Annotated in this window: 14 protein-coding genes; 8 read left to right on the top strand and 6 right to left on the bottom strand. The window is 47.0% G+C overall.

Going from position 1 to position 24,238, the window contains the following annotated elements; translation table 11 throughout:
• Positions 1 to 32 precede the first annotated feature (32 nt).
• The gene (locus tag WBG78_RS15255; protein WP_337327311.1) at positions 33 to 1,307 is read left to right on the top strand and encodes an ATP-binding protein; all 1,275 of its coding nucleotides are present in this window, start codon (positions 33 to 35) and stop codon (positions 1,305 to 1,307) included.
• Here WBG78_RS15255 and WBG78_RS15260 read toward each other — a convergent pair.
• From WBG78_RS15260 to surE, 3 genes are all read right to left on the bottom strand, one after another.
• A complete protein-coding gene (locus WBG78_RS15260; RefSeq protein ID WP_337327312.1) occupies positions 1,293 to 1,688 on the bottom strand; it encodes a response regulator in 396 nt (131 codons plus the stop codon). The genes WBG78_RS15255 and WBG78_RS15260 overlap by 15 nt on opposite strands.
• A gap of 94 nt (positions 1,689 to 1,782) precedes the next feature.
• Positions 1,783 to 2,958 (bottom strand): sensor histidine kinase, encoded by a 1,176-nt coding sequence (locus tag WBG78_RS15265; RefSeq protein WP_337327313.1) that lies wholly within the window; start codon positions 2,956 to 2,958, stop codon positions 1,783 to 1,785.
• Between the two features lie 489 nt (positions 2,959 to 3,447).
• Complete coding sequence (gene surE, locus WBG78_RS15270) at positions 3,448 to 4,233, bottom strand: 5'/3'-nucleotidase SurE (protein ID WP_337327314.1); 786 nt, start codon at positions 4,231 to 4,233, stop codon at positions 3,448 to 3,450.
• 81 nt (positions 4,234 to 4,314) lie between these two features.
• On the opposite strand from surE, the gene WBG78_RS15275 reads away from it, so the two are divergent.
• On the top strand, positions 4,315 to 5,211 hold the full coding sequence (locus WBG78_RS15275) for a diacylglycerol/lipid kinase family protein (protein ID WP_337327315.1): 897 nt from the start codon (positions 4,315 to 4,317) through the stop codon (positions 5,209 to 5,211).
• A gap of 32 nt (positions 5,212 to 5,243) precedes the next feature.
• On the opposite strand, the gene WBG78_RS15280 is transcribed toward WBG78_RS15275, so the two are convergent.
• Positions 5,244 to 6,341, bottom strand: coding sequence for a mechanosensitive ion channel family protein (locus WBG78_RS15280; protein WP_337327316.1), 1,098 nt, complete (start codon positions 6,339 to 6,341; stop codon positions 5,244 to 5,246).
• A 191-nt stretch (positions 6,342 to 6,532) separates the two neighbouring features.
• Here WBG78_RS15280 and WBG78_RS15285 point away from each other — a divergent pair, with 191 nt between their 5' ends.
• Genes WBG78_RS15285 through treY form a run of 4 tightly spaced genes read left to right on the top strand, consistent with a single transcriptional unit; the run spans position 6,533 to position 15,945 of the window.
• The gene (locus WBG78_RS15285) at positions 6,533 to 7,813 is read left to right on the top strand and encodes a hypothetical protein (protein WP_337327317.1); all 1,281 of its coding nucleotides are present in this window, start codon (positions 6,533 to 6,535) and stop codon (positions 7,811 to 7,813) included.
• Positions 7,810 to 9,930, top strand: coding sequence for a glycogen debranching protein GlgX (gene glgX / locus WBG78_RS15290; protein ID WP_337327318.1), 2,121 nt, complete (start codon positions 7,810 to 7,812; stop codon positions 9,928 to 9,930). The genes WBG78_RS15285 and glgX overlap by 4 nt, the downstream gene beginning before the upstream one ends.
• Complete coding sequence (treZ, locus tag WBG78_RS15295) at positions 9,927 to 11,768, top strand: malto-oligosyltrehalose trehalohydrolase (protein WP_337327319.1); 1,842 nt, start codon at positions 9,927 to 9,929, stop codon at positions 11,766 to 11,768. Before glgX ends, treZ begins: the two co-directional genes overlap by 4 nt.
• Positions 11,761 to 15,945 (top strand): malto-oligosyltrehalose synthase, encoded by a 4,185-nt coding sequence (treY, locus tag WBG78_RS15300; RefSeq protein ID WP_337327320.1) that lies wholly within the window; start codon positions 11,761 to 11,763, stop codon positions 15,943 to 15,945. The genes treZ and treY overlap by 8 nt, the downstream gene beginning before the upstream one ends.
• Before the next feature lie 295 nt (positions 15,946 to 16,240).
• Here treY and treS read toward each other — a convergent pair whose 3' ends face one another.
• Positions 16,241 to 19,585 carry a maltose alpha-D-glucosyltransferase gene (treS, locus tag WBG78_RS15305; RefSeq protein ID WP_337327321.1) on the bottom strand — a complete coding sequence of 1,115 codons (3,345 nt, stop codon included), beginning with the start codon at positions 19,583 to 19,585 and terminating at the stop codon, positions 16,241 to 16,243.
• 312 nt (positions 19,586 to 19,897) lie between these two features.
• Here treS and WBG78_RS15310 point away from each other — a divergent pair, with 312 nt between their 5' ends.
• Positions 19,898 to 20,458, top strand: a complete 561-nt coding sequence (locus WBG78_RS15310; RefSeq protein WP_337327322.1) for a hypothetical protein — start codon at positions 19,898 to 19,900, stop codon at positions 20,456 to 20,458.
• Positions 20,459 to 20,559: 101 nt separating this feature from the next.
• Positions 20,560 to 22,995, top strand: coding sequence for an ABC transporter permease (locus tag WBG78_RS15315; protein ID WP_337327323.1), 2,436 nt, complete (start codon positions 20,560 to 20,562; stop codon positions 22,993 to 22,995).
• Between the two features lie 7 nt (positions 22,996 to 23,002).
• Here WBG78_RS15315 and WBG78_RS15320 read toward each other — a convergent pair whose 3' ends face one another.
• A complete protein-coding gene (locus WBG78_RS15320) occupies positions 23,003 to 24,223 on the bottom strand; it encodes a DUF763 domain-containing protein (protein ID WP_337327324.1) in 1,221 nt (406 codons plus the stop codon).
• Positions 24,224 to 24,238: the final 15 nt, after the last annotated feature.

The following is a 24,238-nucleotide window of genomic DNA, read 5'->3' on the forward strand; positions in this document are numbered from 1 at the left end:
TAATTTGCTGACATCCTAAGAACGAACTGTCAATGCAGCCAAAGATTCTGTTGGTCGATGATCGGGAAGACAACTTGTTGTCAATTGAGACAATCCTGGAACCAGGTGGATACCGGTTTGTCAAAGCGAATTCGGGCCGGCAGGCGTTGAAGGTGCTTCTGAATGAGTTTGATTTTGCCATGATCCTGATGGATGTTAAGATGCCAAACCTCAATGGCTTCGAGACGGCAGCGCTGATATACGAACGCGAAAAGCTCAAGCATATCCCGATTATCTTCATTACGGCCAACAATTATGGCGATGAGAGCATGTTCAAAGGCTACCAGTCTGGTGCCATTGACTTCATTCTGAAACCATTTAATCCGGATGTTCTGCGGGCCAAAGTGGGCGTCCTGATCGATCTGTACAAGAAGAACCGGCTTCTGTTCGAACAGGAACAAAAGCTGATAGCGATCAACCGGAACCTCGAGCGGGAGATCCATGAACGCAAGACCTCCGAGGAGAAGGTGAGACAACTTAATCATAAGCTGCTCGAGAACATTGCCAACCTGGAGTCTGCAAACAAAGAGCTGGAGCGATTTGCCTTCATGGCATCGCACGACTTACAGGAACCGCTCCGGAAGATCCGCATGTTTAGTGATCGTCTGTTTACCAAATACAGAGACGTGTTTGCGGAAGATGCCAAAATGGTCACCCGCATTCAGCAGGCGGCGGAGCGCATGCAGGCCCTGATCATCGACATTTTGGCCTTCTCAAAGATTTCGAATGATAAGTCCGCGTTCGTTGTCACCGACCTGAACGTAGTGATGAGGGAAATACTCTCTGAAATGGAGGACGAAGTTACAGAAGCAGGCGCAACGATAACAATAGAGCAAATGCCAACGCTTGCCGTCGGGCCTAGTTTGATTCGACCGTTATTTCAGAACTTGCTGAGTAATGCGTTAAAGTATCGAAGGAAGGATATCCAGACCGTTATTCGCGTGCATTGTGAAGCCAGTGGATCAAATGAGAACGGAAAAGATAATGTCAACCGGTACTACCGCATTTACATTGAAGACAACGGAATCGGGTTTGATCAAAAGTATGCTGAAGAAATCTTCGGAATGTTCCGCAGGTTACATCATAACGGGGGAGAGTATGCCGGTACAGGCGTAGGGCTTGCCTTATGCAAAAAGATCACAGAACTGCACAATGGCTACATCTCTGCGCGGAGTACGCCAGGAGAAGGGTCGACATTTATCGTGTCTCTACCTGTCCAGGCCCCGGAAAAGCACCTTGTTCCGTCGTATAGCCTACCAGTGAGTTGATAGAATTGTTTTGAGGGAAGTGCAGAGTTCATCAAAACGGGTCGCTTTTACCATATGATGAGCTGCTCCCATGGCCTTGATCTCCTGAAGGTCCTTCGGTCCGAAAAACGTCGAATACATGACGACAGGAACATCACGTAACGTTCCGGAATACTTCAAAGCCTGTAAAACCTGCTTACCGTTAAGTCTGGGCATATTCATATCGATGAATATCAGATCCGGTTTCAAAAGCGAGTCATTGTGCAGAAGGGCTAATGCGGCTTCGCCGTCGTCAGCGACCGAGCAATGAAGAAGGGGATCGACGTCCTTTAAAGCGTCGCGGAATATTTCCTGGTCTTCTTCATCGTCGTCGATGAGAAGAATGGCATTATAAAGCAACATTGCAGCACGAGTTCATGGGCGGCCCCACTGTGCTAAAGTAACAAAATGCAAGCTGCTCGCCAGCGGCGTTTTATAGATTATCTTACGTCAGTAACTAGCTTTTCACTTTTTCAGGCCGACTGGTTAGCTGCGATTTTTGTTGCTGCTTTACGCGCTCCGGATAGTTCGGGATGTCAATTATAAAGTTCGTCCCTTTACGCAGCGCAGATTTAATCTGAACTGATCCTTTCAGCTTATCTACAGCCTCCTGAACAATATAAAGGCCCAAACCAGCACCTTCGTTGTTCGGAGTTGCCCGGAAGAACATGTCAAATACCTTATTGAGATACTCGGGATCAATACCGATACCGTTGTCCTCAAATTCCATGTGTACTTTGTCCTCGCTGATATTAATGCTGATTCTGAGAAATGGATCTGTTTTGTGCTCGTCGTAATACTTAATGGCGTTGGAAATAATGTTATTGAAAATTACCGACAGCCTGTATTTATCTGAGAACAGCGGCACCGCGTCATCGACCCTGATGTCTTTTACAATAAGCGAAGACCCAGGCATATATTGCATTCTCTCGAGATTGTCGCTTACGAGCTGATTAATATCTATTTGTTCAATAGTCAGATCCTGACGGGCATTACGCGAGTAGTCAAGGATTTCTTTTAAAGTATCATCAAGCTTATGGATGCTCTGCTCCATCATGCCGAAGTAATCATTGAAATTATTACCTCGCTTTTCATCCTCCATACGGGCCAGGTTAATGAGCCCCAACACTGATCGCAGCGGTGCGCGAAGGTTATGTGATACGCTGTACACAAAACTATCAAGCTCTTTGTTGATCTTCATGAGCTCTTCGTACTGCTTGCGCATTGCATCGTTTGCAAGGATTTTGGCCACCTCGGCCTCACGTTGCTTGACTGCGTTTAGAATGGCGGTCGGTAATCGGGTAAGATTCGATTTGAGTACATAATCATCTGCACCTTGCTTCAGAGAATTCACGGCGAATTCCTCGGAGACTGCTCCGGTAACAAGAATAAAAGGAATCTTTAAGCCGGAGGTCCGGAATATTTCAAGAGCTTCCTGTGAGTTGAACGTCGGAAGGGAATGATCGGAAAGAATAACATCGATCTGTCCTCTCTTCAATGCCTTCACGAATTCTTCACGTGTATCAACCCTCATTGTAGAGAAGTCAAGGTGGGCGTCGGAAAGCACATATTCGATCAGTTCCAGATCATCCTCCATGTCTTCAAGTACAAGTATCCTTAGATTCTTTTTCATTCGATTTCGTTTAGGTCTTCACTCGGAACGCTGTCTGCCACAGCGCTCCTTAATCACTCCGAAGCTTATAGGATAATGCACAAAAGTCGCAAATATTGTTCCGTGTACCGTCGACGGCCGGTCATTTTGTGTATTGTTTGGCGAAACTCCAAAATTTGCCGTTAAGCCGCGACACCATTGTGTCAGACGGGCTACTGGCATTGTCCAAGGGCTACCCAAATGATGATAAATACCAACACCGATCCCAGGCAGCCGCCGCCCAGCTTTTTTGCACCATAGCCGGCAATAAGCCCGCGTAACAAATTATTCATATGTTAAGTTAAAGTTGTTCAATAGGGGATGTGTTCGATAGTTCTTTCGTTTGCACAGATCCTGAACCATAAGGACCCTGATCATTAATAAGAAAGTTAGTGATTAGTATCAACATCGAAAAGAGGGCCTCGTACTGCCTCGATTCTAACCGCTCTTGATAAGACTTTGCCATCACGCTTAAAGTTCCTGGCTCATTACTCTTTCCTGACCAAGGGTAACCTGCGGCGTATTCACAGGGGTCTTAACAAGTTGTTTTGCAAGCTCTTTTTCATCTGTCAAATCCAGTCGAAGTGGAGTCATTGAAATGTATCCTTCTTCAACGGCCCATCTGTCGGTACCCTCTTCGGCGGCCTCCAGAGGAACCACTGTGATCCAGTAATGCTTCCTTCCTCTTGGGTCGGTACCAGGCATCACTTTTCCATCGTACTGTCTGACAGATTGCCTGGTCCACTTGATCCCCTTGGCATTTTCGGGAATGTTTACATTGATTAAGTTAACATCCAGATTCGAAAGCAATGCTTTGAGCGCATCATTTACGTGAGTTTCCAGGGCATTAAAGTCAGGATCTTTTTCACCAACGGGAGTGCTGAGCGCAATTCCCTTTACTCCCAGAAGGAAAGCTTGTTTGGCACCCGCAAGTGTTCCTGAATGCCACATTGAGTTCCCCAAATTAGAGCCAATGTTAATTCCGCTCAGAACGACGTCCACCTTGGAAATATGCATGCCGAGCGACACGCAGTCTGCAGGGGTACCGTTGACCTTATAGGCGTCTATCTTTTCTCCAAAGTTTATTGGTGCCTTTCTGTAAAAAAGAGGTCTGGAACCGGTTATCGCATGTCCCATTGAAGATTGCTCCACATCGGGCGCTACTACGCGTACCTGCCCGTAGCGGCTTGCAATTTTTGCCAGCGATAGTAGGCCTGGGCTATAAATGCCATCGTCGTTTGTGATGAGAATATTCATACTCACTTTCACTAAAAAAATCATTCCAGCAGTAAGTGGTACAGATTTTCATAGGGCCTTCTTTAGAAAAAAATCTGTAAAATGACATTAATCAAGGTTTTTCATAATCCAACAGCCGGTGACGCAGAGCACACCAAGGAAAAATTGGTAAAGAAGATAAAGAGCGCGGGTTTTGACTGTAGCTATTCTTCCACAAAAAAAGGGATCAACGAGAAAAGGATACCCGACTCAACAGACATAATTGCTGTTGCGGGTGGAGATGGTACTGTCAGAAAAATAGCAGAATACTATTGCGGCGGTACAATAATTAACCGCCGCCATCCGCTCGCGCTACTACCATGGGGTACTGCAAACAACATCGCCAAGACGCTTGGCATCAATGGCGACGTCGATGAAATTATCGGTCGATGGAAACTCGATAACAGACAGAATTTTGATATCGGGAAAGTGCACGGTTTAAAGGACAATCATTTCTTTCTGGAGTCAGTCGGATTTGGAGTATTTCCAAAGCTGATCAAAACCATGCGTGATCGAACAAGCAAGTCGGAATCTCCTGATGAAGAGATTATGGTTGCACTAAAAACTTTACGAGACCTGGTTGAAGATTATAAGCCTAAAAGTTGCGAGATAACTATCGATGGAGAAACCTACAACGGAAAGTTCCTGATGGTTGAGGTAACCAACATTAAGTCGATCGGACCAAATCTCAACATTGCGCCCATGAGCCACTTTGATGACGGAGAGTTTGATGTGATCATGATCGGCGAATCACAGCGTGAAGCGCTGTTGAGTTATATAGACGAAAGAATAGCAAACGGCAAGGAGACTCCATTTTTTTACACGGCCTTAAAGGCCCGTAAAATAGAACTCAACTGGGGTGGGCGCCTCATGCATATAGACGATGAGTTGTTAGAACTCGACGTCTATCAAAAGCTTGAGGTTGAAATACTGAGAGACGTTCTTACTTTTCTTGTCTGATGTAGCCGCAGCCTATATAGACCACTCGTGACTTATCTTACACTTCCTGGTGTACCCCCCGAAGTAGCATTCGGATCAGGGAGAGCGAATTCTTTGTCTTCACGGATTTGAAAGTTGATGCCTTCCCGCTGAAATGCTTCAAGAATCTGAAGGTTAATGGCCTCCTGGGCATTCATGTAGGTGAGGTAATCCGGAACGGTGATAAAGTAAACTACTGTAACGGTGAGCCCATACTCAGAAAAGCGGGCGACGTGCGCACGGTCGAATCTGGTGTTAGGCGTCTTCTCAATGATTTCCTTTATAATTCCCGGTATCTTTTTTAGTTTATCAACAGGAGTCCTGTATAGTATGCTGAAGCTATACTCGATACGACGGTTCTCCTGCCTTTTGAAATTGTGTACCCGCGATTTCGTGAGATCGCTGTTTGCAATAACAATCTGCTCGCCTGATAAGCTGCGAAGTCGTGTAGTTTTTAGTCCGATGTGTTCGATGGTTCCATTCTTGTCGTCTACGTTGATAGCATCACCGACTTCGAACGGCTTGTCGAAGAAGATAACAAAGTAATTGAACAAGTCTCCAATGATATTCTGCGCGGCCAACGCTACGGCTATACCTCCAATGCCGACACCTGTAAGAACGGTAGATACGTCGTAGCCCAGATTGTCGAAAAGGAAGATAGTCCCGAGTATCCAGATGACGATGTTGATGATGATCATTACACCGCCAATCTGCTTGATCTTCGTCGACCCGTTGTCCTGCCGGCTTACGTAAGAAGTGAGTGCGATTCGTATCGCTGACGAAATCAATCGAATGAAAAAGAAGGCAATGATTACGCTGGTCGTTACTGTAACGAGTTTCTCGACCTTCGTCGAAAGGGCAAGGGTATTAACACTCCAGTAAATAATTGCCGTCCCCGCAATTGGAGTAATAAATCGCCTTACTTCAGAGAATACAATATCATCAACGGTAGACTCGCTTTTTGCTACAAGACGTGCTATGCTCCTTAGAATTATCCTCTTAAAGATGAGCAGAAGCAACAGTCCTACGAGAAACGTAGTTGCAGCAATGAAATATTCCTGCACGGTGTTGTTGAAGTATTCTCTATCCAGCAAGTCTTTCAATGAATACATGAAATCTATTCCTGTTTTAGCCGGCAATTTAACCACTATTCCGTGACTGCAACAATCATTGGTAATAAGTTCCCCAACGCGGTGTGACGTGTGGGTACTGACTGCTACGCCGCACAGCCTTGGCTATTTGAAATCGCCGGTTTAAGAAAAGCAGACTATTTGCTTCTGTACTCGGGTAAATACTTACCTGAATGATGGATAAGCCGATCAGATCGTTAATAGAGACAGTTCAATTAAGAAAGGATATTTGTGTGGTGTTCGAAATGAGCCATCGCCCACGATTGCGGTCGCTCTCACAGGAGGAGGCTACTGCCGATGTTTTTGACGATGCAGCAACTGTACAGGAGCTGATTAATCTGGCACATGACGTTTACATTCCGGTAACCAGCATGCTGAAGAAGTTGGTGATGAGAAATACGGGTGTAAAGATTGGTTTTGCAGCTAGCGGCTCTTGCCTTTCTGATCTGAAAGCATCCGCTCCAGCTGTTATTGATGCTTGGCGTGGACTGACAGAGATGGATGTCATAGAATGGCTGGCAATTCCTTACAATAATTCGTTGTCTCTCCTGTTTTCAGATGAGGCTTTTAGGGAAGAAGTTACGAGAGGTGATGATCTTGTATACGAGTACTTCGGTGTTCAACCGAATACACTGCTCGGATCTCCGGTTTCTGATAGTTCCATTTCCCGTCTGGCAACAGCAATGGGTTTTAAGGCATTGGTGCAAAAGGTCAAAGTACCGATCGACTCAAAGGTCCCCGTGGAATCAATTGTCCTGGATGAAAATGATCTAATCAATGTTTCTATCGATCACGTGATCCGTGATACAATCGTTCATCGTTTCGGAGCAGGTGATGCAGCGATCAGCATTGAAGAATTTATTGCTATGATCAATCGCGTATCAGGTGATACTGTGGTTGTGGGTCTGCCAATCGAAGTCTTTAAATGGCATCGCGATGCTGGGATTTTGCAGTTCTTCGAGAGCTTCTTATCCATCGCGGCTGGTCAAAACCGACTTGTTAGCATAAGTCAGCAAATTGCCGATGTAACAGAAGAATATCGACACCATAATTCTCCGCTATCCAATAGCATTGCTTCCGATCATTCGCCGTGGTTAGGCAACGATATACAACGTCAGGCATTCATGGCAGCAAAGGATCTTGACGAACCAACTGCACACCTCGCAGATCCCGCTGCCCGACGTGCGTTAATGAAACTTCTGAACGTGCATCATTTTATAAATATGTCTCACTCACTGGCCGGCCTGGACAACCAATATTTGTCACCTCAGGAAGCGTTTGCCTGCTACATGGGCGCACTGGAAAGTTTGAAAAGGTTCTTGAATAACTCAGTTGTCCGGGAAGATGATAAGGGGGCAAAATCTATGGAAGCTGAACGTCAACATCCAACAACTCCGGCATGGGCGTTAAATGAACAATCCCGATATAAAGAAAATACCCATTCCCACATATGAAATTATTGCCAGGGCATCCTTATCCGCTGGGTGCCACCTACGACGGAGACGGTATCAACTTTGCCATATTCGCCGAGAATGCGACAGCAGTCGAACTATGCTTGTTCCGTAAGCCGGGTGCTAGAAAGGAATATAAGAAGATTTCACTTTGGGAGCGGTCGCATCAGGTCTGGCACGTCTACGTTCCCGGATTGAAACCGGGACAACTGTATGGCTACCGGGTGCATGGACCTTATGAACCGCAAAATGGACATCGGTACAATCCCAATAAATTGCTGATCGATCCTTATGCAAAGGCCATAGGTGGAAAGATTGAGTGGGACGATTCTCTTTTTGGTTACGGTGTGCACAGCGATCAAAAGGATCTTAGCTTCAGCGAAACAGACAGCGCACAGTTTACTCCCAAGTCAGTCGTTATCGACCAGTCTTTTGACTGGGAAGGCGTCGAGGCACCCGATATTTCTTATGAAAACACGATTATCTACGAATTGCACGTCAAGGGTTTCAGTGCGCTTAACTCCCGTATTCCGGAGGAACTTCGCGGAACTTATGCAGGACTGGCTCACCCGGAATCGATCAAATACCTGAAGTCACTTGGCATTACTTCCGTTGAGCTGATGCCCGTTCACCACTTCCTGGCAGATCGCCATTTGGTTGAAAAAGGGTTGACAAACTACTGGGGTTATAATACGATTGGATTCTTTGCTCCGGAAACAAGGTACTCGAGTTCAGGAGTGCTCGGTGAGCAGGTGACGGAATTCAAGCAGATGGTAAAATCATTTCATGCAGCTGGAATAGAAGTCATTCTTGATGTGGTGTACAATCATACAGCGGAAGGAAACGAGTTGGGCCCGACGCTTTCGTTCAAAGGAGTTGACAATGAACGTTACTATCGACTGGCAGAGGACAAGCGATATTACATGGACTACACGGGCACGGGAAACACGCTGAATGCTAACCTGCCGAGTGCTTTGCGGCTTATCATGGATAGTTTGCGTTACTGGATCACCGAGATGCACGTCGACGGGCTCCGATTTGATCTAGCCGCCACGTTGGCCCGGGAGCTTCATGCCGTAAATCAGCTCAGTGCATTTTTCGACATCATACATCAGGATCCTGTAATCTCACAGGTAAAACTTATTGCAGAACCATGGGACGTTGGTGAAGGTGGATATCAGGTTGGCAATTTCCCTCCTGGATGGCTGGAATGGAACGGTAAATACAGAGACTGTGTTCGCGATTATTGGCGTGGAGCTGACAGTATGCTCGGTGAATTCGCCATGCGTTTTACCGGAAGTCCCGACCTGTATGAAGACAACAACAGGAAGCCCTCCGCCAGCATCAATTTTGTTACAGCCCATGATGGTTTCACTCTTCATGATTTAGTGTCGTACAACGAGAAGCACAATGACGCAAATGGAGAAGACAACCGCGACGGTGAAAGTCATAATCGAAGCTGGAACTGCGGAGTTGAGGGAAAGACTACTAACAGAACTATCCTGCAGTTGAGGCAACAGCAAAAGCGCAATTTCCTTACAACACTTTTTATTTCTCAGGGAATACCAATGCTGGTCGCAGGAGACGAACTAGGGCGCACACAGGAGGGCAACAATAATGCTTATTGTCAGGATAATAAAATTTCCTGGATCGACTGGAAGAATATGGATGAGGAACTCCTCTCATTCGTCCAGAAGCTAATCGCCTTCCGGCGAACGCATCCGATTTTCAGTCGCCGTCGTTGGTTTCAGGGAAGGGCAGTGAAGGGGCGCGGCCTGAACGACATCAGCTGGTTTCTCCCGGAAGGAACCGAGATGACGGACGAGAACTGGCAGCACTCATTTGCGAAATCAATGGGTGTATGGCTTAACGGTCGGGGTATACACACAAGAGATGCCAAGGGAAAAAAGGTACTTGACGATTCGTTTTATATCATCTTTAATGCCCACTATGAACCCATTGGTTTTAAGCTTCCGCCGGAGAGCTATGGCAAGACGTGGAGCAAAGTGCTCGACACAGCTCATAAGTATTTTAAGAAGGAGCAACCAATATCTCCCGAAAGCGTCGTAACTGCCGAGGGAAGATCTATCCTCATATTTAAATCTCCAATTGAGTTATGAGTGTGATCGTGCCCAACAGACGGTCCATAGGCGTTAACTTTTCGTCACGCGGAGAGTCTGAAGTTCTGGTATGGGCGCCTCACGCTAAGTCTGTGGCGATTGTTATCGATGGTACGGACGAACGCGTCACCTTGCATCCGGAACCCAGGGGCTATTTCAGTTCCATAACTTCACTCTTAAAACCGGACGATGCATACTGGGTTGAACTTGATCAGCGCGAACGCCTTCCCGATCCTGCTTCGCTTCTGCAACCGAGGGGGATATTTGGCCCGTCACTGGTTTTTAACCCCAACACTTTTAAATGGACTGACCAGAAGTGGAAGAATATTCCATTAAGTGAATACATCATTTACGAATTGCACGTCGGCACTTTTACCCAGGCGGGTGATTTTGATGCGATCGTGGCGAAGCTCCCTTATTTGAAGGAGCTCGGAATTACTTCGATCGAGATTATGCCGGCAGTTGAGTTTCCTGGAAACCGGAACTGGGGATACGATGGAGTATTTCCATACGCAATCCATCACTCGTATGGAGGGCCTTCTGCATTACAACGTTTGGTAGATGCGAGTCACAGTCATGGAATTGCTGTAATTCTCGATGTCGTCTACAATCACTTTGGTCCCGAGGGAAATAACCTTGAAAAATTTGGTCCCTACTTCACTGATAAATATCGCACACCCTGGGGAAAGGCAATTAATTACGATGATGCAGGATGCGATGAAGTAAGGAAATTCTTTGTCGAAAACGCCTTAATGTGGTTCAGAGATTTTCATATCGACGCATTACGTTTGGATGCCGTACACGCTATTTATGATTTTAGCAGTAAGCACATTCTGCAGGAGCTTCGTGAGTATGTAGATACGCTACGCGAAGAAGTTAATCGCAATTGCTACCTCATCGCTGAGTGCGACCTTAATGATCCCAAATACCTTGAAGATGCATCACAGATGAGCTATGGAATGAATGCTCAATGGATTGATGAATTCCATCATTCCCTTAGGGTGGCGGCTGGAAAGAAGCCGGTGGGATACTATAGCGATTTCAAGGAATTCGTAACCCTGGGCAAGGCTTTTGCCGATGCGTATGTTTACGACGGCCAGTACTCGGAGCATCGTAAGAAAACCTTCGGCCGAAAGGCAACGGCCTTCCGGGGAGACCAGTTCGTTGTCTTCTCACAAAACCATGATCAGGTTGGGAACACGATGCTCGGCGAAAGAACCAGCGTTATTGAAAGCTACGAAATGCTAAAAGTGATGGCCGCCATGGTGATCTGCAGTCCCTACATACCCATGTTATTTATGGGTGAGGAGTATGGAGAAAGACAACCATTTCAGTATTTTATAAGCCATCATGACGAAACACTGATAAGCGCAGTAAGGCAGGGCAGAAAGAGTGAATTTGCTGCGTTCTATCAACATGATGTTAACGTGCCCGATCCCCAGTCCATTCAGACTTTTTTGAACAGCAAGCTTAATTGGGATTACGTTAATGTTAAAAGTCATCAGACACTTCTTGAATACTATAAGGAACTTATTCGGACGCGCAAAGTATCAGAAGTTCTTTCGTCTGGAAGCCGAGAGGGGCTTTCTGCAGTTGCACTGGAGGATGAGAAATGTCTGATCGTACATCGGAAGATCGGTGGCAATGAATTGGTTTCTGTAGCCAACTTTTCAAGCGTCATTCAGAATATTCAAATGCCGTCTGTGGAAGGCATGAAATGTATCATGAACTCTGCATCTGCACGATGGTCGGGGCAGATGACGAATGACCCCCTATACGCACATGTCGTGTCGGTATCGCCTGCTACATTCTTTTTATTCAGCAACGAAAATGTATAACCCGGTCTCTACATATCGGCTACAGTTCAATAAGGACTTTACTCTTCAGCAGGCCGAACTGATAATTGATTACCTGGCTGATCTTGGTATAAGCACTTTATACGCATCACCAATTTTTGCTGCCGTCGCAGGAAGCACGCATGGTTATGATGTCGTGAATCCCTATGTCATCAATCCTGAGATTGGCACGGACGAACAGTTGAGAAGACTGATCAGCAAACTGAAGGACAGAGGGATTGGTTGGATTCAGGACATCGTTCCGAATCATATGGCCTATCACACCACGAATCTTTGGGTGATGGATGTGATGGAAAAAGGACCACTTTCACCCTATTCGGAAGTATTCGACACGACCTGGTCGGGTGATTTTCATTCGGGAAGAATTATGGCGCCCTTCTTGGGTAGTACTCTGGAGGAAGCCATTGGCAATGGCGAGCTGAAGCTGGTGCATCGTCAGTATAAGCTTTGCTTTAACTATGGCGACCTGTACTTCCCGCTGAATTCCCGGACCTATGGTGAATTACTGAGAGCAGCAGATCTGCCTGAAAGCATCTCGGAATTTGTTTTGCAGCTGGACGACTTGCATCGTATTGAAGACTCCGTCCAGTATGCTTTCCGTTGGCATGAGTTGCTTCTTCAGTTTGCTGCCCTGATGCGACAGGCGGCTATTGGCGTTGCTGTTGATAACATTCTTACAGAGGTCTCCAATAACGCTCAAACTTTACATCAGGTGTCAAATCTGCAATTTTATCGGCTGTGTCACTGGAAAGAAACCGATGATCGGATCAACTATCGCAGGTTCTTCCTCGTGAACGGGCTTATATGCCTGAATATGCATTCGGAAAAGGTGTTTGCACTTTATCACGACAGGATTGCAGCATTTGTTAAAGAAGGCCTCTTTCAGGGCTTGCGCGTCGACCACATTGATGGATTGTTCGATCCGTCAACCTATTTGATTCGCCTGCGGGAATTGTGCGGTCCTTCCTGCTATATCATAGTTGAAAAGATTCTGGAGCATGGTGAAACACTGGAAGACGCGTGGCCAATTCAGGGAACAACGGGCTATGAGTTTCTGTCAGCGGTAAATAATCTGTTCACGCGCTCAAGCGCCGAAAACAGGTTTTCAAAATTCTATCGGTCCTTAAATACCGAAGGCTCGCTCTCAACTCATAGCATTCACGATAAGAAGCGTTATATCCTTGAGCACCATATGAACGGGGAGCTTAATAACTTAACGTCGTTCTTCCTCGAACGCCTGCAATCTGAATCTGATGCTGCGGGAGAAGCAAACTCGCACTCGCTTGAAGGCAGGGCTTTCGATGCCGATAGAGTCCGCGAGGCATTGTCACTTTTCATGGTTCAAATGCCTGTATACAGATACTATGGAAATGATCTTCCCTTCGAATATGCGGAGAAGGGACGCATCATTGATTTGTTTCACGCTTGCCGGTCTGCACGAAAGGATCTGGCCGACGTTTTCGAATACATTGCAAGTCACCTTGCAGGCGATAACTCGTCCCCGAATTGGCTTCGATTTTATCAGCATGTGATGCAATACACCGGCCCTCTTATGGCAAAGGGGGTAGAGGATACGTTGATGTACACCTTCAATCGATTTATTGCGCACAACGAAGTCGGAGACTCGCCAGAGTTTTTTGGTCTCTCAACTGACGAGTTTCACAAGTTGATGACCTATCGCCAGGACCATTGGCCGCTTGCCCTCAATGCTACGTCGACCCACGATACCAAGAGGGGAGAAGACGTTCGGATGCGGTTAAATGTGCTGCCCGACATTGCTGAAGATTGGATCAGCCATGTGAAAAGCTGGATGGACCTGAATCAATCTTTTAAGGTCGACGGATCTCCCGACGCAAACGACGAGTATTTCATTTATCAGAACCTTATTGGTATTTATTCTTTCAATGACCAAACGGACCTGACTGGAAGAATGAACGAGTTCATGAAGAAGGCAGTACGCGAGGCGAAACGTCATTCAAACTGGAGTCAACCAAATGGGGCTTATGAGAATAGCATCGTAAGTTTTCTCGATGCTATTCTTTCATCGGACGAATTCATGTCTTCATTCAGGGCCTTTTGCCGCACGGTATCTGATTTCGGCATGATCAATTCATTTTGCCAGCTTGCGTTAAAGGTAATGTGTCCTGGTGTGCCCGATATTTATCAGGGAACTGCTGCCTGGGATTTGAGTCTGGTTGATCCTGACAATCGCCGTTCAGTTGACTTCGATTTTCAGCGGCGGCAACTTGATAGCGGAATAAGTTTTCGCAATGCCTGGAGTGTGCGCGATGATGGAGCAATTAAAGGGGGCATCCTTCAAAAGCTGCTTTCGATCCGAAGTAAATTCGAAAAGCTTTTTGCTGAAGGGCAGTACATTCCGTTAAAAGTTGAAGGGCGTCGTTCGGAACATTGTCTTGCCTTTGCACGCCAGCTTGGCAAACAGTGGATCATAGTTGCTATACCGTTGAACGGAGCGCGATTTATGCACTCGGCCGAAGAGTGGAATCAGCACTGGGGAGACACTGAAGTGGTTCTTCCTGATCACGCCCCTGTCAACGGACGCAATCTGATTTCTGAAACAACTGTCGATACTCCTCGGGTGATAAAACTTGCCGATGCTTTTGCTGAGTTTCCCTTTTCCGTGTTGCTATTGGAGGAAGAGAGTACTCAGCGGAGAGCCGGAATAGTTCTTCACATCAGTTCGTTACCGGGACGTTTCAGCATTGGTGATCTTGGTCCTGAGGCACGGAAGTTTGCAGACTTCCTTCATGCTTCACGCCAGCGCATTTGGCAGATGCTGCCTATCAATCCACCACAACGATCGGCTGCTTACTCACCTTATTCTTCGTACTCCGCTATGGCCGGTAGCATTCTTTTTATTAGTCCTGACGATTTGATCAATGACGGCCTGCTCGACGAATCCTTCATTAACAAAATCAAGAATTCGTTAAGCGCAGATTATGATGCGTCTATAGCAATGAAGGCATCTATGTTGAAACAGGCGTACGATAACTTCCGGAAGAATGCTCATCCGGGCATGACGCACGAATACGAAGAATTCCTGGAGGGCGAGTCCTACTGGTTAAATGATTTTGCATTGTTTGAAATCATCAGAGAACAGCACGACGGACTCGCCTGGTACGAATGGCCTATGCCCTTGCGTGATCGGGATCCTGCAGCGCTGATGGCGGTGAGGGATGCAGCTGCAGCTGAGATCGATCGGGTGATGTGGTCTCAATACATATTCTGGCGTCAATGGAGGCGTTTACGGAAGTATTGCCACGACCGCGACATTCAACTAATGGGTGATCTCCCTTTTTATCTTGATCGCGACTCCGCCGACGTATGGGCACACCGTGATTTGTTTTCCGTGAGTCGCGACGGGGCCCAGTTGGCGATTGCCGGAGTGCCGCCTGATTACTTTTCCGCCGATGGCCAGCTTTGGGGAATGCCCGTTTACAACTGGGAGGCCATGCGCAAAGATAATTACTCGTGGTTCGTGAAGCGTATCAAACGAAATTTCAAGTTCTTCGACGTGCTTCGACTGGATCACTTCAGAGCTTTTGCATCCTATTGGGAAGTTCCGGCGGGCCAGCCGACGGCGAAGGGCGGCGCCTGGAAGAAGGGCCCGGGTCATGAACTGTTTGACGCGCTTGAGAAGTTGTGCGGAAAAACCGAACTCATTGCAGAGGACCTCGGAGAGATAACGCCGGATGTATACGCACTCCGTGATTCGTTGAACATGCCCGGTATGTTTGTTCTGCAGTTTGCGTTTGGAAGCAACATTGCGACCACGCTGCATATTCCTCATCGTCATACTTCTAATGGTGTTGTTTATACTGGAACGCATGATAACAACACTGCGAGAGGATGGTTTAGGAAAGAGTTGGATAAGGAATCTCACGCAAGACTTTCAAGGTATAGTGGCAAGCGTGTGACTGCAGGGAATGTCGCAGAAGTATTAATTGAACTTGCCTACCGTTCGGTGGCAAACACAGCCATGGTGCCTATGCAGGATATACTCAGCCTGAACGAGCGCGCTCGTCTCAATACACCTGCGACCGTAAATAAGCAAAACTGGGTGTGGCGAATGCCCGCCATGCCGGGGCCGGAGATTATTGATCAGCTGAGCGAACTGAGTCGTACATTTGGTCGTTAAACCTGCAGTACCTGCCGCCGTTAGCCTTGCCTTCGCAGCCAGGGCAAAACCTAAAGATTGCTTTATTCGTAATCAGGGCGCATCCCCGGGAATTACCAACCACCTACTTTATCGCCTACCTTATAGTGACCCTATAGTGACGTTATAGTGACCTTATAGTGACTTTCCGCCCTTCAAGGATCCTTCATGGATCCTTAGAAGTCCTATAAGCAGGCCGCTGGCTGGCCCCTGGGTGGCTGCTACCTGGCCGCGGACTGGCCTCTGACTGCCTGCTCCCCGTAAATTTTCGAATCCTTTACTTCGGCCTTGAACTGCCTGGCACCTCCGCAACGGCCGTTGCCTCGGCCATCAACGCTTTAATTCCATTAAGCGGAATGATAACCCAATCAGGTCTATTGTTCAGCTCGTAGTTCAATTCATAGATGGCCTTTTCGAGAAGGAACGTTGTCATGAGGATGTCTAGTTCTGCACGGGTCTTCGGAATGTACGCCGTGTCTTTTACTCCCTCAATGTAAGTCTGGAGAAACACAGCACTTACATAGTGATACCATTCTTCCATAAGAGGCATGAGTTTCGAATAGTCTTCGGCGCGGATCTGATTATCGAGCAGCAGACTTGCGTACGCTGCGTAATGGAATGATCTGATCATACCAGCAACGTCGCGCAGAGGTGACCGTCGAAGGCGGCGCTCGGAGTAGCTGCGCGCTGGCTCTCCCTCGAAGTCTGTGATTACAAAATCTTTTCCCGTAAACAATACCTGCCCGAGGTGGTAGTCTCCATGGATCCTGATTTTTACAACATCAATCTTTTGCTTATAGATATTTTTGAACACTTCCAGGATCTTCGATTGCATGTCGATAATTTCCTGAGCCTGGCTACGTATGTCGGGTGCAAGCTTAGGAAGGTTCCCCGCCTGGTTCTGGAACGTATTTCGAACCAGCGTTTTCAAACCAGAATACAGCGAACGCTGATAATGCAGGGAATATCTTTCCGGGGCAAATGCCTCCATGTCGCTGTGCGATCCTAGTGCGAGATGCATTTCTGCAGTGCGCATGGCCAATAGTCTGATCTGTTCGACAAGCGGTCCGGAAAACAGTTCCTTCAATAAAGGATGAAGCTCGTGCGTGTGGGTATATCGTTGCGAACCCAATGAACCAGATAATGTCATGACTTCAGGATTGGCAAGCATTTTTTCAGTCAGTTCGTCCAGCCGACCCAAAACATAAGCCCACCCATCGCCGCTGTTTTCGACAAGACGTTGCATCATGCCCAGAACGAGCGTCTCCTGGCCGGCCTTCCAGCTAATGGTACCCGCGAAAGCAGGCATGTGCGTGAAGGAAGTATCCTCACTGAGAAACCGCGACAACTCTACATCGGCATTCATGACGAAGTCAACCTTGCGATACATCTTGAAGAATAGATGCGACCCATAGATAACGGATGTATTGCTCTGTTCTACGGACAGCACCCGCGGTTTAACGGCATCGGGATGACTCGTAAGATCTTTCAGAAACGACTTCCCCTCAAATGTGATAAGGTCGCCATTGTCCTGTGGTATTTTTTTATTGTCAGCTATATTGTTGAGAATGGCATTCTGATAAACACTGCCAAAGACTGCGTCGTATAGTATACCTTCCGTTGCACCAACCTTTAGCTTGGCAATGATGCTTTGAGGGCAATGCTCCATGAATTTTATCGATTCGTTGTCATCGGCAAAGGCAACAGGAAGTTGATAGTATTCCGGTAACCCTTCCTGATAGCTTACTTCCAGGAACAGGATGGCAATACTTCTGAAGTCAGTGGGAACGTTCGCCTTGCGCACAATCCGAATGGCTTCCATTACACGGCTCTTTCCACCGAACCATCGTCTTGCCATCAGGTACCCTGGTAGGATGATGTTCTCAAGTATTTCCGCATTATCCCGGGTACCCAGCGATGCCCAATCACTCACTGTAATTTCAACAAGCTGTTCTTTCTTTTCCGTCATTTCGGTCTTCTTTTTCATAAGGAACCACATGCATTCATAGGCGCTCAGGGACAGAAAGTAAGAGTTCTCGGCATGTACCGAAGGAAACTTGTTCTTGCTGAAAACCTCAATCGGTGTTTGTCCTGCATAAGTCTGTAGCTCCAGCAGCGCGGGCTGAGCATAGCGCGATAAGTTAGCGACAATGAGCATTGTTTCATCCTGATAAGTCCTTGTGAAGGCAAAGATTTTTGCATTGTCACATCCTATGAACTTAATATCACCCCAGCCAAATGCTTTGTACTGTTTCCGTTTGGCTATCACCCGCTTTATCCACCATAACAGTGATGACGGATTCCGGTTTTGTATCTCGACGTTTATTGATTCATAATGATAGTCGATGTCCTGAATGACCGGCAGGTACAGTCGGTGCGGATTAGAATCGGAAAATCCCGCGTTGCGTCCCGGTGTCCATTGCATCGGCGTACGCACACCGTCGCGATCGCCCAGGTAAAAGTTGTCGCCCATTCCAATCTCATCCCCGTAATAGATCACAGGAGTTCCAGGCAATGAAAACAGCAGGTAGTTAAGAAGCTCGATCTTCTTTCTGTTGTTGTTCATGAGCGGAGCCAGCCGGTGACGGATCCCCAGATTAATACGTGCCTTCGGATCTTTGACATAAACGCGATACATATAATCGCGCTCTTCGTCTGTTACCATTTCCAGCGTTAGCTCATCGTGATTACGAAGGAAAATTGCCCATTGACAATTCTCTGGAATGTCCGGTGTTTGGTCAAAGATGTCGATAACAGGATATCGATCTTCCATCTGCAATGCCATATAGATTCGTGGCATTAACGGGAAGTGATAGTTCATATGACACTCGTCGCCATTGCCAAAGTAAGAGGCAGAGTCTTCTGGCCACATATTAGCTTCAGCAAGCAGTACTGTATTAGGAAAGAACATATCCACATGACGTCGAACATCCTTGAGAAAGGCGTGCGTTTCCGGCAGGTTTTCGCCATTGGTATGATCGCGCTCAAACAGGTACGGAATAGCATCAAGCCTGAAACCATCAACCCCCATGCTGCACCAATAGTCAATGATCTTAAGGACCTCGGCCTGGACATTCGGATTGTCATAGTTCAGATCGGGTTGATGCGAAAAGAAACGGTGCCAGTAATATTGGCCTGCTTCAGGGTCCCACGTCCAGTTGGAGGTCTCGAAATCCTGAAAGATGATTCGTACATCGGGATACTTCGCAGGATCATCAGACCACACATAGTAATTGCGATAATCTGAACCCTTTGGGGACTTGCGCGCACGTTGGAACCAGGGATGCTTATCTGAAGTATGGTTGAGAACAAGCTCAGTGATCACTTTCAGTCCCCGGAGATGTGCCTGGGCCAAAAACTCTTTGAAGTCATCAATGTTACCATATGCACTATTGATGGAATAGTAGTCGGCAATATCATAGCCATCGTCTCTTAGAGGTGATGGATAAAATGGGAGAAGCCATATGGTCGTTACTCCAAGTTCCTGCAGGTAGTCAAGTTTAGTCAGGAGGCCTCTGAAGTCGCCTATGCCGTCCTGATTGCTGTCGGCGAAAGCTTTTATATGCAATTCATAAATGATTGCGTCTTTGTACCACTGAGCGTCTTTGCTGTTACCCTGCATGTGATTGGCTATTAGTTTATGTCTCCTTTGCTAACGCGACATAAAGAATTGTACCATACTGTGCCTGCTTGATGTCGTCAATTAGGAGACATAATGCTAGCGATTTAACGAAACTATTTCACACTAATTGGGGAAGAAATACACAGTTCCTGCGTTATCAATGAGCCGCAGACGCATTTCTGATGTGGGACGAGTCTGGTGCACTTTTCGCTTTTTTCGGAAAGTAAATTTAAATTGTAGTGGCGTTGCAGGATATCCCACAATATCCTCCGTTCCTTGTAGCCGACTGCAATCAATATAAAATTAACTATAATGACTGACGGGGTTGTACGGATTGAACATACAGTTAGAGCCACCACTGACACTCAGGCTCAGAACATTTTTCGTCTCGCAGCAAACCGATTGCTCCAGGTGCGTAACTGGAATCGCCTCGCTAATTCACTCTTGTTTGCGAGCGAGCACAGGGACGTGCACGGCGCTCCTATGTCACGGCCTGCGAAGGCTGATGATTACATAAATCTCACGAGTGATGAACAACGCCCTTTTGGTTGGATGCAGATTGTCTTTGTGGCTGAATCTGTCTCCAAAGACGGTGCCGAAGCTATACTGATCAGTCGTCCGGTTGGCCTTCCCTTTGACGCCGATAATGCTTCATCGCAGGCAAAGCCGGCTGTGCTAAGAGTCGTGAGAAAGGGGTTGGAGATTACATCAGGAATCATCCTCGAGGCTAATCCATTGGTAACAGTTTTCGAACGCCTGGGCGTGTATGTCGTGCAATGGAGAAGCCTGGTCATAGGATTATTAAGTGACCTCGGCCAGGCCGGCGACTACGTTGTTCCAGAAATTGCTGGAACTGAATCTCACTATGCATAGTTCGCTATCGAACATGCTGGCCCGCCATCGAACATAAGGAATTAAACAGAAGCGGTTTTTGACCCCAGCAAGGCGGTTTTTACTTTGGTCTGAATTTTAGAATGCATACCAGTAAAAATCAGGGAACCATCATGCTCATTCACTTCCTCACCACAGCGTGGCGTAACATAAGCAGGCAGCGCGCATTTGCAACGATCAATGTGATTGGCCTGTCGGTAGGTATTACATGCTGTCTCGTGCTGGTGATCTATTCAAGATATGAAACGAGTTTTGATCGCTTCCACCCTTTTGGCGCTAATACATTCCGAATTGTAGAAGACTTTAAGTCGTCCGAAGCAACAGTGCATTGGAACACCACCGCTTATCCACTTGCGGAAGCACTCCGAAACGACTTTAACCAAATACCTGTCGTTACTCAGGCCAGCGGGCCAGAACTCCGTTCATTCAGCGTTACAAATGATAAGGGGGCGGTAGATCGGTTCGAGGACCAGGTGCTGTTCGCAGATCCCTTTTATGTTAAGGTTTTTTACTTGAGCTGGCTGGCTGGCGATTCTCGTACTGCATTGTCTCAGCCAAATTCCATTGTACTTACAGAGAGGATTGCTCATCGTTGCTTCGGCCAACGTAGTGACTATGCGGGAATACTTGGCAAGACTGTGGTTCTCAATAAAGATCCAATGATCGTCACCGGAGTAATAAAGGATGCCCCCGGAAATACATCGTTGCAATACAGTATGCTGGTGCCATACGAATTTTATAGGACAAACAATCCATATCCAACTTCCAACTGGTCCGGCAATTATCAGGGAACCACGTTTGTGGTATTGGACGAAAACACAAACACCAGCGATCTGGAGAAGCAAATTGCCGTTTGGCAGAAGAAGTACCTCAAACCTGAAGATGATGCACGCATTACCTACAAGTTTCAGCCCCTGTATGAGATGCACAACGACGCGACTTACGGTAATAGCCCGGGCAGTTATACCATGCCGTGGCGTAACATTCAGGCAGCTTATGCGGTAGCCTTGTTCATTCTGATAATCGCTGCGGTCAACTTCGTGAATCTGACAACTGCGCAGGCTGCAACACGGGCGAAGGAAGTAGGCGTGAGGAAGATGATGGGCAGTACGCGATTGGTCGTTGTACGACAGTTTGTTCTCGAGAATACAATGCTTATCCTCTGCACCCTGATCGTTTCACTTGCGTTGACAACGTTTATATTGGACGCGCTCAACAGTTCGCTTACCATTATTAACCTTACTCTCAAGTTTCAGTGGACAGATCTGCTGATTGCTGCAGCTATAGGAATATCAGTTATTGCGCTTGCAGCGATATATCCGGCAATTGTGATTGCCAAGTTTAATCCTGTGCAAATCCTCAAAGGAAAGTCTGCAATGTCTTATTCACGTGGAGGTTCGCTTCGACGGTCGCTCATCATCGTTCAATTCGCCATTGTTCAGGTATTTATTATAGCAACGATCGTGGTGTGGAAGCAAATGCAGTACGTACAAACAAAAGATCTGGGATTTGAAACTGAGGCCATAGTCAATTTTCATGTTCCAAACACCTCAAACGCTCAGGTGCTGGCGCAAAGACTTTCACAACAACCCGGGGTTGAGCGGGTAACATTTGGCTCAGGTGCACCGTTGGCTGAATATGACGCGAGCTATGGAACATCGTTTCGTCTACCGCGTCAACCCGAAACCGATGGCCAGGGAGCTGAAATGAAGGGTATCGATACAACTTTTCTTTCATTTTTCGACCTGAAGTTGTTGGCGGGCAAAAACATTACAATGACGAAGCATCCGTTTGATGAATTCGTTATTAATGAAAGTGCGGCCCGGTCAATGGGATGGACGCCCGAAGATGCGATTGGCCGAAGACTTGTTATTAATGAAGGTGAAGCTACGGTCGTTGGAGTGGTGCAGGACTTTCACAACAACACTTTGCGGGAGGAGATCACGCCATGTATTCTCATCAACTGGGCGGCATTTCAAAATGAGGGCTTTGTTAAACTTAATACAACTGCTATTCAAACCTCGGGTGTGCTGGCGGGAATTGAGAAGGTCTGGCATGAACTGTATCCTGATGCAGTCTATAAGTATGCATTTCTGACTGATGCCATGCAGCGCAAGTATACGATGGAGAATATCATACTCAACGGATTTTCTCTGTTTTCAATCCTGTCGGTATTGATTGGAGCCATGGGACTTCTCGGCATGATATCGTTCATGACGGCGCGTAAGACGAAAGAAGTTGGAATTCGTAAAGTGCTTGGCGCCAGCGTTGAACAGATTGTAGTTCTTTTCTCTAAAGAATTCGTAGTGCTTGTTGGTGTTGCATTTCTCATCGCTTCTCCTCTCGTGTATACAGGAATGTCGCGGTGGTTGCAGGACTTTGCATATGCTATAGACCTCTCGTGGTGGATGTTTGCAGTGGGCGGCTTTTCAGCACTCATCATTGCCATTGTTACAGTGCTGTTTCAATCAGCAAGGGCGGCAGTCGCTAATCCCGTCGACTCATTGCGCAGCGAATAGTGGCAATTTAAAACAGCTTTAATTGACCATTTCTGGGCGGCTTCGATTTTCCGAAGACCGTCCTTCCTCCGTATAGATGAGAATCGCGGCGTTCCTTCTCAATCACCTTATCGAACGATGAAGGATCAGGTTCGAAATTATGTTCCAGCTGTTGGGCAAGGACGGTTAGGTTCTTGATCGCAGTTGCTTTATCACTGTCACCGATACGCGCGTGTTCTACAGATGATTTAAGGATGTTAATCGTTTCATCGTATACTTTTGTGGGTACCGGAAACGGATGCCCATCTTTGCCACCATGGGCGAACGAAAACCGTGCAGGGTCAGTAAACCGCGCAGGAGTTCCATGAATCACTTCGCTCACAAGGGTCAGTGATTGTATAGTTCGTGGCCCAACACCCTCCATAAGAAGCAGATCATCAAAGCGACGCACTTCATTCTCTTGTGCCAATGCAAGTATGCTGCCCAGTCGCTTAAGATTCACATCTGCTGCCGTTACATTATGATGAGTAGGCATCACGATCTTTCTTATCTCAGGCAACATATATTGAAGATCCTGATGTGCGACATCAAGGATCGCATTCTTGGTGCTAATCGCATTCTTATCGGTCAGGTTAAGAATCTCGCCCTGATTGTGACCGTAGATGAATGAATGAGGAGTCTCCACAAAAGAAGTAAACATCCCCGAGCGCCAGTGATAGCGACGAGCCATACCGGTAAGCTCATTCATCCCTTGTTGTATCACTGCCCACTCACCACTCCTGGTGATTACAAATGTGTGCAGGTAGACCTGAAAGCCATCCTGGACAGCAGTATTGTCAACCTTTGCAGAAAGCTTACTTGATCGAACCAACTCGGTGCCGTTCAGCCCGGTTCTGTCGGAAAGGCGAACGATTTCATTAGGAGTTTCACGACTATGTTTGCCCTTGCCCCCGCACACATATATGCCGAGATCATCGAATCGATTGTTTAATGCCCGCTTCAAAGCCCCCATTACACTTGTGGTAATCCCCGACGAATGCCAGTCCATTCCAAGAACTGCTCCGAACGCCTGAAACCAAAGAGGATCACTAAGGCGCGTTAGTACAGCGGCATGGCCATATTCAAGGATGATCGATTCGATAACAGGCCCGGCAAGGGCACTCATTCTTTGTGCGAGCCACGCCGGCACATGTCCATAATGCAACGGGAGGTCTGCGGTGCGCTTTCCGTTAAAGTACAGTTTGGGCATAACACATCAACATTG

It is taken from the genome of Chryseolinea sp. T2 (assembly GCF_037203685.1).
Classification (GTDB): domain Bacteria; phylum Bacteroidota; class Bacteroidia; order Cytophagales; family Cyclobacteriaceae; genus Chryseolinea.

What these genes read in the sequence shown, in the direction of transcription:
- treZ (WP_337327319.1), top strand. Translation starts at nt 9,927, where the DNA reads ATGAGTGTGATCGTGCCCAACAGACGGTCCATAGGCGTTAACTTTTCG.
- surE (WP_337327314.1), bottom strand. Translation starts at nt 4,233, where the DNA reads ATGAATATTCTCATCACAAACGACGATGGCATTTATAGCCCAGGCCTA.
- WBG78_RS15260 (WP_337327312.1), bottom strand. Translation starts at nt 1,688, where the DNA reads ATGTTGCTTTATAATGCCATTCTTCTCATCGACGACGATGAAGAAGAC.
- glgX (WP_337327318.1), top strand. Translation starts at nt 7,810, where the DNA reads ATGAAATTATTGCCAGGGCATCCTTATCCGCTGGGTGCCACCTACGAC.
- treY (WP_337327320.1), top strand. Translation starts at nt 11,761, where the DNA reads ATGTATAACCCGGTCTCTACATATCGGCTACAGTTCAATAAGGACTTT.
- WBG78_RS15310 (WP_337327322.1), top strand. Translation starts at nt 19,898, where the DNA reads ATGACTGACGGGGTTGTACGGATTGAACATACAGTTAGAGCCACCACT.
- WBG78_RS15315 (WP_337327323.1), top strand. Translation starts at nt 20,560, where the DNA reads ATGCATACCAGTAAAAATCAGGGAACCATCATGCTCATTCACTTCCTC.
- WBG78_RS15320 (WP_337327324.1), bottom strand. Translation starts at nt 24,223, where the DNA reads ATGCCCAAACTGTACTTTAACGGAAAGCGCACCGCAGACCTCCCGTTG.
- WBG78_RS15285 (WP_337327317.1), top strand. Translation starts at nt 6,533, where the DNA reads ATGATGGATAAGCCGATCAGATCGTTAATAGAGACAGTTCAATTAAGA.
- treS (WP_337327321.1), bottom strand. Translation starts at nt 19,585, where the DNA reads ATGCAGGGTAACAGCAAAGACGCTCAGTGGTACAAAGACGCAATCATT.
- WBG78_RS15275 (WP_337327315.1), top strand. Translation starts at nt 4,315, where the DNA reads ATGACATTAATCAAGGTTTTTCATAATCCAACAGCCGGTGACGCAGAG.
- WBG78_RS15255 (WP_337327311.1), top strand. Translation starts at nt 33, where the DNA reads ATGCAGCCAAAGATTCTGTTGGTCGATGATCGGGAAGACAACTTGTTG.
- WBG78_RS15265 (WP_337327313.1), bottom strand. Translation starts at nt 2,958, where the DNA reads ATGAAAAAGAATCTAAGGATACTTGTACTTGAAGACATGGAGGATGAT.
- WBG78_RS15280 (WP_337327316.1), bottom strand. Translation starts at nt 6,341, where the DNA reads ATGTATTCATTGAAAGACTTGCTGGATAGAGAATACTTCAACAACACC.